Here is a 7,073-nt window from a genome sequence, read left to right on the forward strand (position 1 = left end):
TGGCGCTGGCGCAGGTCGGCCATCCCGACTACGAGGTGCCGCTGGGGCCGACCATCCCGGCCTATTACGGCCTGGTCGCCTCGCGCTACATGCACGAATACGGCGTCACCCAGGAAGACCTCGCTGAATTCGCGGTACTGATGCGCAGCCACGCGCTGATCCATCCCGGCGCGCAGTTCCACGACGCCATCAGTGTCGCCGACGTGATGGCCTCGAAGCCGGTGGCGATGCCGCTGAAGCTGCTGGATTGCTGCCCGGTGTCGGACGGCGGCGCGGCCTTCGTGATCAGCCGCGAGCGCACCGGGGAGGCCGGCGTGCGGGTGCGCGGCTGCGCCCAGGCGCATACCCATCAGCATGTTACGGCAGCCCCTGCCTTGAGCGAACTCGGCGCCGAGATTGCAATTGCCAAGGCGAAGGCGGCCGCCGGTGTCGCGATATCCGACGTGCGCTACGCCGCGGTCTACGACAGTTTTACCATCACGCTGGCGATGCTGCTGGAGGACCTCGGGCTCGCCGGCCGCGGCGAGGCGGCGGCACGGGTGCGGGCAGGGTATTTCAGCCGCGACGGCGCGATGCCGCTCAACACCCATGGTGGCCTGCTGAGCTACGGTCATTGCGGCGTCGGCGGCGCGATGGCGCATCTGGTCGAGACCCATCTGCAGATGACGGGACGGGCGGAAGCGCGTCAGGTGCGCGATGCCTCGATCGCGCTGCTGCATGGCGACGGCGGCGTGCTGTCGTCGCATGTCAGCATGTTCCTGGAGCAGGTGCGATGAGCCAAAAACCCGCCGACTGGACCACGGGCGCGGAAGCGATTGTCTATCAGGAGTGTGCCGCCTGCAGCCGCCTGCAATACTTCCGCCGCAGCTTCTGCGTCGCTTGCGGCGCGCAGGATCCGGTGGAGAAGCGCGCCAGCGGCGCCGGCACGGTCTACGCCGCCTCCCTGGTGTGCCGCGCCGCTACACCCGAAACCCGGGCGCACGTTCCCTACAACATCGTGCTCGTTGATACGTCCGAAGGCTTCCGCATGATGGCGCATGGCGACAATGACCTTTCCATCGGCGACAAGGTAACGGCGCGATTCGTGCCGTTCGCGGGGCGGCTGGTGCCGTATTTCGAGAAGGTTGGGTAGACTTTGCCGCGTTCCCCGGACGCTGCGCAGCACGTAGTGATGCGCTGCAGATCCGGGGTCCATGCCGGAATTGGGTCCCGGTTCTGCGGAGCAGCGTGAAGAACGCTGCACCGCGTCCGGGACACGGGGCCCATCACCGCACGTAAAGCACAAGGCTGGCGATGACGATCATGGCCGTCACCGCCAGCATTTGCGCAAGCGCCTCCGAGGCCGCCCTCTTGGTGGCTTCCTTCATGCCGATCTCCCTAGACTTGGCATCGTTTTGGGCATGACTCATCACCGCGCGAGCGCGCGAACGACGGTCAGTATTTTTACTCGGAACACCCCGCGACGAGTATTCGCTTCAATGAGTCCCCACTCGGCGAATATCGACAGCCTAAGGTCGATCAGCAATGCGGCGGCTTTTTGACTCTGCTGTGACGAGATTGGCGGGCCGGATGACTGATAAAGTGAGCGGTTGATTTGCGCCGAATTGACGCCACCGGGAGATTTGCCAGACGGCACAGGCTGTTGCTACCGTCTGAAGCGGCAGATAGTGTTTCAATGGAACCTGCCTTCGACAGGGCAGCCTGAAAAAATTCAAGCCCCAAGGTGAATCATGGCCCGCATCGACTATTGCGACACGACCAAATCGAACGAACGTACCAGGGAAATTCTCGGCAAGAACCGCAACGCCAACATTTTCCGGATGATGGCGCATTCGCCGAGCTATTTCGAACAATATTGCCGGCTCGGCGGCGCGATCCGCCACAAGGGCGAGCTCGATCCGGTGGTGCGGGAACTCGCGATCACCCGCACCGGCATCCTGTGCGAGGCGCCCTATGAAATCGTCGCGCACAAGCGCATCGGCAAGAATGTGGGCGTCACCGACGAACAGAACGAGGCGCTGGAAAACTGGCAGGCCGCGACCTGCTTCAACGAGGTGCAGCGCGCAGCACTCGCCTTCACCGACGAGATCGTCAGACTGCACAAGCCGACCGACGCGACCTTCAACGCCATCGCGGCAAAACTGACGCCGGCGGCGCTGGTCGAACTGCAGCTCTCTGTCGGCTTTTACGTCATGACGTCGAAGTTTCTGGAAACGTTCGGCATCGACATGCAGCCGGTGTCGGAAGTGGTGAGCTGATCGACTCCCCTCCCTCCCCGCCGCTTCGCGGGAGGAGGGGAGAAGACTAATGTGCCGTCAGCAGATCCACCCTGGTATTGGCGACGATCAGGCGGTCGGCCAGCAGTTGGGCGAGGTTGCGCATGATCCGTTCGCTGGCCCTCGGATGCTGTTTGCGGAAGCGCTCGAAATCCCGCAAGGCTATTTCATAGGCCGTGGCGGACAAGTCGGCCAGCACGTCGGCGGAGCGGTGGGTTTCCAGCAGCGCCATTTCGCCGAAGGCCATGCCCGCGGTCAGCGTCGCCAGCCTGATGCCGTCAGACAGCGTGACGTGCACGGCGCCGCTGCGCAGGAAGTAAAGCGACGTTGCGGGGCTGCCCGTGGTGACGATCTTTTCGCCAGGCTGATAGGTCCGGACTGAGGCGATCGAAGCCAGATCGGTCAGCTCCTCCGGCGTCAGCCCCGCCAGCAGCGCCTGCTCGGACAATTCGGTGATCTCGTGAAAATCGATGGCGCCGCCATGGCGATAGACCACCTGGTCCTCGGCCCATTCGATGGCAGCATCGAGCAAAAAGAAGTCGCGCACGTTCGAGAGTTCGCCGGTCCATTCGCCGATCATTTTCCAGTCACGCGAATCCCGCTTGATGCCGGACAGGATCACGGTGACGCCGTGCACCGACAGTTCGCGGAATTCCTCGGCCACCAGGCGAGCGCCGGCGCGCGTCATCGAGGTCACCCTATGCAGGTCGAAGATGACGAATTGCGGACGGGGCTTTGCGGCGAGCTGACGCGACACGTAATCGACGTTGGAAAACGACAGCGTGCCGACCAGCTCGATGACGCGGACATCCCTGTGATGCGCGGCGAGGATATTGCGTTCAAGCGGGCGGCGGTCGCGTCGCGAAGGATTTTTGCCGATGTCGTAGTCGGCGATGATGCTGGTGCGGGCGTCGTCGCTGCGGTTGAGCATATGCAGATCGTAATGTTGCGACAGCGCCTCGCACACCTTGATGCCGCGCACGCTGTTGCCGTGGCCGTCGAGTTTCGGCGAGTAACTGCCGAGCCCGAGCCGCGCGGGCAGGGCTGCCAGGATGCCGCCGCCGACGCCGCTCTTGGCGGGGATGCCGACGCGATAGATCCATTCGCCGGCGTAGTCATACATGCCCGAACTGGTCATCACCGAAAGCGTCCGCGAAATCGCGTAGGGGGTCATGACCTGCTCGCCGGTAACGGGATTGACGCCGCGGTTGGCCAGCGTCGCGGCCATCACGGCGATGTCGCGCGCCGTGACCAGAACGGCGCATTGCCGGAAGTAGGTCTCCAGCACCGCGCCGACGTCCTGGTTGATGACGTGAGACGTGCGCAGCAGATAGGCAATGGCGCGGTTGCGGTCGCCGCTGACGCTTTCGGAGGCAAACACGGCCTCGTCGACGGCGAGATCGCGCCCGGCGAAGCGGCCGAGCGCCTGGCGGATATATTCGAACGCGCCGTCGCCCTTGGCCTCGCGGATCAGGCTCGAGCAGGTGATCGCGCCGGCATTGACCATCGGGTTGAAAGGATGGTTTTCGGCATTGAGCCGGATCGAATTGAAGGGATCTCCGGACGGTTCGACGCCGATCACGCTCTCGACCCGCGCAGCACCCAGCGTGTCCAGCGCCAGCGCGAACACGAAGGGTTTGGACATCGACTGGATCGTGAAGGGGACGCTTGTATCGCCGGCCTCGTAGACGTGACCGTCGAGGGTGGCGAGACTGATGCCGAAATGGGCAGGGTCGGCCTTGCCGAGTTCCGGAATGTAGTCGGCGACGGCGCCGCCGGCTTCTTTCGAAAAATCCGCGTGGCAGCGGTCGAGGAACCGCAGCAGCGGCGGTTTCGAGGAGGCCCAGGAGGAAGGCGCGGAAGGCGCGACGGCAAAGGCTGGAGGCGGTTGTTTCATCGCCTCCAGTCTTGCCGCGCAATCAGCGAACGCGCAACCGCCCCGCGACAAGAGGCTGCCGGCGCATCAGCAGCAGGGCGACCGCGACGGTCGGTATCAGGATCGCCAGCCCGAGGCTGGTGATCTGAATTTGCGAGAGCGGGTTGATGCCGCCGCCGGGGGTCGCGACGACAAATCCGCCGATCACCAGCAACACGCGCAGCGGCCATTCCAGCATCCCGGCACGCCGGAGATCGCCGACGAAGGCCTGATAGCCCTGGATGCCGCCGCAGATGAACAGGGTGCCGAACGCGGCCAGCGCCATCAGGCCGAGCCCTTCGAGATAGGGGCTGGCGCCCTGCAGCACCAGCGCGGGGTTGAGCACGAAGAAGAACGGGATGAAATAGATGATGCTGCCGACCCACATCGATTCCCAGCCCGTTCGCATCGCCGGCGAGCCGGCTATGCCGGCGGCGGCAAATGAGGCGATGGCGACGGGTGGCGTGATCGATGACAGCATTCCCCAGTAGAAGATGAACATGTGCACGGCCATCTTGTTGAGGCCGAGCTTTTCCAGCGCCGGCGCCACCAGGATGGCGAGGAAGATGTAGCAGGCCGTCGTCGTCAGCCCGAGACCGAGGATGAGACTGGTGAACGCGCACATCACGAGCAGCAGGAAGGCGTTGTCGCCGGCGATCCGCAACAGGTCGTTGGCGAGGCTGGAGACCACGCCGGTCATCGAGAATGCGCCGATCAGGAGGCCGCAGCCGGCGAGAATGCCGACCAGTTCGACGAAGGTACGGCCGTTGACCTCCAGAAACTTGTTGATCGTCGTGAACTTCCAGCGAGTCTCCCTGGAGAACGCCTGGTTCAGCACCAGCAGCAGCGCCGTGGCGAAGAACGGCGCGTGGCTCTCCCGCTTGAAGTACAGCAGCATGACGACGAGGAGGGCGATGACGAAGATGTAGTACCAGCCGTCCTTGATGGTATCCATTACCCTGGGCAATTCGGAGCGCGGAATGCCCTCGAGGCCGTGCCGGGCGGCGTAGGAGTCCACCTGCATGAACAGGCCGATATAGAACAGCGCCGCGGGAATGATCGCGGCCAGCGCGACTTCGGCGTAGCTGACATTGAGGAACTGGGCGATCACGAAGGCGGTCGCGCCCATCACCGGCGGCGCCAGCACGGCGCCGGTCGATGCGCAGGCCTCGATCGCGGCGGCATAGGAAGCGCGGAAGCCGCTCTTCTTCATGACCGGGATCGTCATGGTTCCGGCGGTCAGCACGTTGGAGATGATCGAGCCGGACATCATGCCGAGCAGGCCGCTGGCGAAGATGCAGACCTTGGCGGCGCCGCCGCGGAAGGTGCCGCACATCGCGAACGACAGATTGATGAAGAACTTGCCGGCGCCGGTCATCATCAGCGCGGTGCCGAACACCAGAAAGCCGATCACGGTGTCGGCGAAGGCCTGGATCGGAATGCCGAGCAGGCTCTCGCCTGACAGCACATGATATGACGTCGCCTGCTCGAGGGTCGACTGGGTGCCGCGGAAGGGCCCGAGCCATTTTTCATCGGCAAACAGCGGATAGACGGTGAAGGGGAGCACGCTGAGCAGAAGGCTCCAGCCGCCGGTGCGGCGCAAGGCTTCCATCAGCACGAACCACATCATCAGGCCAGCGACGATCACAGGCGTCGGTGCGCCGCCGAATTCCCAGCCGGCTTCGGCGGCCTTGCGCACGCTGTTCATCAGCACGATGGCGGCGCCGAAGGTCAGGACGAACAGCAGGATGTCGTACCAGGGGATGCGATCGAGCGGCGCGCGTTCCGTGCCTGGAAAGATCAGGAAGGTGAACGGCAGCATCAGCGCGATCAGCAGATAGAAATATTCGGTGTTGAGCTGGGTATAGCCGATGAAGAATCGCAGCGAGAATTGCTGGTTGATGCAGAGCAGAATCGTCGCGGCGGTGGCGACGATCAGGGCCCAGCGCCAGCCGCCCCGCAGGGTTCGCGCCCGCGAGACTTCGGCCTCCTGCAGATTGGCGAGGCTGCCGTGCGGATCGGCGAACTCGATGCGTTTTCCCGCCGGAGCTTCGGAAGCGGCGGAGGTTGAGGCAGCCATGAATTATCCCGTCAAGATGAGCCGGCGCGTTTTCGCGCCGGCGTTGAATCCGAGTGAAAGGGAGCGAGGAGAGATCAGCCCTCGAACCCGTCCGGCATGCCGGCCTTCTTCAGCGCCGCAGCGCGCGCTTTCATCCAGGCCGCCAGGAACTCCTTGTCGTCGGACGGCGGGCTGGCCTTGCCGAAATCGGCCCATGCCGCCGCCAGCACCGCTTGCCGCTTGAACAGCGCGTTGTTGTGCGCCTCCTGGTCGTCGCTCCACTGGCCGGCTTCCTTCAGCGCCTTGACCGCGCCAGGATGAACCGGCACCACCCATTTCTTGGTCTGCTTGTCGGCGGCGAGCCCGCTCGCGCCGGCGGCGGCATCCTTGTAGATGTCGTAGCCGGTGATCATGGCCTTGGTGACGGCATAGACCGCGTCGGGGGCTTGCGTTCCGTACACCACGAAGATCGGATACGGATAGGTTCCCATTTCAATCGGCTTGTCCTTGGCGATGCCGGCGCCGCAGCTCGCCATGTGACGGAAGAAGAACGATCCTACCTTCTGCACCCGTTCCCATCCGGCTTTGTCGCTATGTGGCAGCGGCGGCCAGACCAGACCGCGCGGCGAGGTCTCGGCTTCCTTGGCGGGGCCGGTGATCGTGGTCGCGAAGGCGGCGTCGACGTCGTTGTTGAGCAGGCCCTTCCACATCGCGCCGTAGCTCGAGAACTCGACCGACTTGACGTCGCTTTGCTTGAGCCCGCCGAAGGCCAGGATCGCCAGCGAGTTCTGGTTCAAGGCCGGCGAGCCGACGACGAAACCGA

At 64.2% G+C, this 7,073-nt stretch carries 6 protein-coding genes; 3 read left to right on the top strand and 3 right to left on the bottom strand.

The window, feature by feature from the left end; genetic code table 11:
* From Q7U29_RS03700 to Q7U29_RS03710, 3 genes are all read left to right on the top strand, one after another.
* A partial coding sequence (locus Q7U29_RS03700; protein WP_304738569.1) for a thiolase family protein occupies nucleotides 1-776 on the top strand: 776 nt, incomplete at its 5' end.
* A complete protein-coding gene (locus tag Q7U29_RS03705) occupies nucleotides 773-1,132 on the top strand; it encodes a Zn-ribbon domain-containing OB-fold protein (protein WP_304738571.1) in 360 nt (119 codons plus the stop codon). The genes Q7U29_RS03700 and Q7U29_RS03705, both read left to right, overlap by 4 nt.
* 598 nt (nucleotides 1,133-1,730) lie before the next feature.
* The gene (locus tag Q7U29_RS03710; protein WP_304738573.1) at nucleotides 1,731-2,258 is read left to right on the top strand and encodes a carboxymuconolactone decarboxylase family protein; all 528 of its coding nucleotides are present in this window, start codon (nucleotides 1,731-1,733) and stop codon (nucleotides 2,256-2,258) included.
* A 46-nt stretch (nucleotides 2,259-2,304) separates the two neighbouring features.
* On the opposite strand, the gene glsA is transcribed toward Q7U29_RS03710, so the two are convergent.
* The 3 genes from glsA to Q7U29_RS03725 all read right to left on the bottom strand — a co-directional run.
* Nucleotides 2,305-4,173: a glutaminase A gene (gene glsA, locus Q7U29_RS03715; RefSeq protein WP_304738576.1), complete on the bottom strand. Its 1,869-nt coding sequence runs from the start codon at nucleotides 4,171-4,173 to the stop codon at nucleotides 2,305-2,307.
* Nucleotides 4,174-4,195: 22 nt separating this feature from the next.
* Entirely contained in the window at nucleotides 4,196-6,271 is a 2,076-nt protein-coding gene (locus Q7U29_RS03720) for a TRAP transporter permease (protein WP_304738579.1), read from the bottom strand.
* A 74-nt stretch (nucleotides 6,272-6,345) separates the two neighbouring features.
* On the bottom strand, nucleotides 6,346-7,073 hold a 728-nt coding region (locus tag Q7U29_RS03725; RefSeq protein ID WP_304738582.1), incomplete at its 5' end, for a TAXI family TRAP transporter solute-binding subunit.

Source organism: Bradyrhizobium sp. (genome assembly GCF_030654605.1).
Classification (GTDB): domain Bacteria; phylum Pseudomonadota; class Alphaproteobacteria; order Rhizobiales; family Xanthobacteraceae; genus Bradyrhizobium.

What these genes read in the sequence shown, in the direction of transcription:
- Q7U29_RS03705 (WP_304738571.1), top strand. Translation starts at nt 773, where the DNA reads ATGAGCCAAAAACCCGCCGACTGGACCACGGGCGCGGAAGCGATTGTC.
- Q7U29_RS03710 (WP_304738573.1), top strand. Translation starts at nt 1,731, where the DNA reads ATGGCCCGCATCGACTATTGCGACACGACCAAATCGAACGAACGTACC.
- glsA (WP_304738576.1), bottom strand. Translation starts at nt 4,173, where the DNA reads ATGAAACAACCGCCTCCAGCCTTTGCCGTCGCGCCTTCCGCGCCTTCC.
- Q7U29_RS03720 (WP_304738579.1), bottom strand. Translation starts at nt 6,271, where the DNA reads ATGGCTGCCTCAACCTCCGCCGCTTCCGAAGCTCCGGCGGGAAAACGC.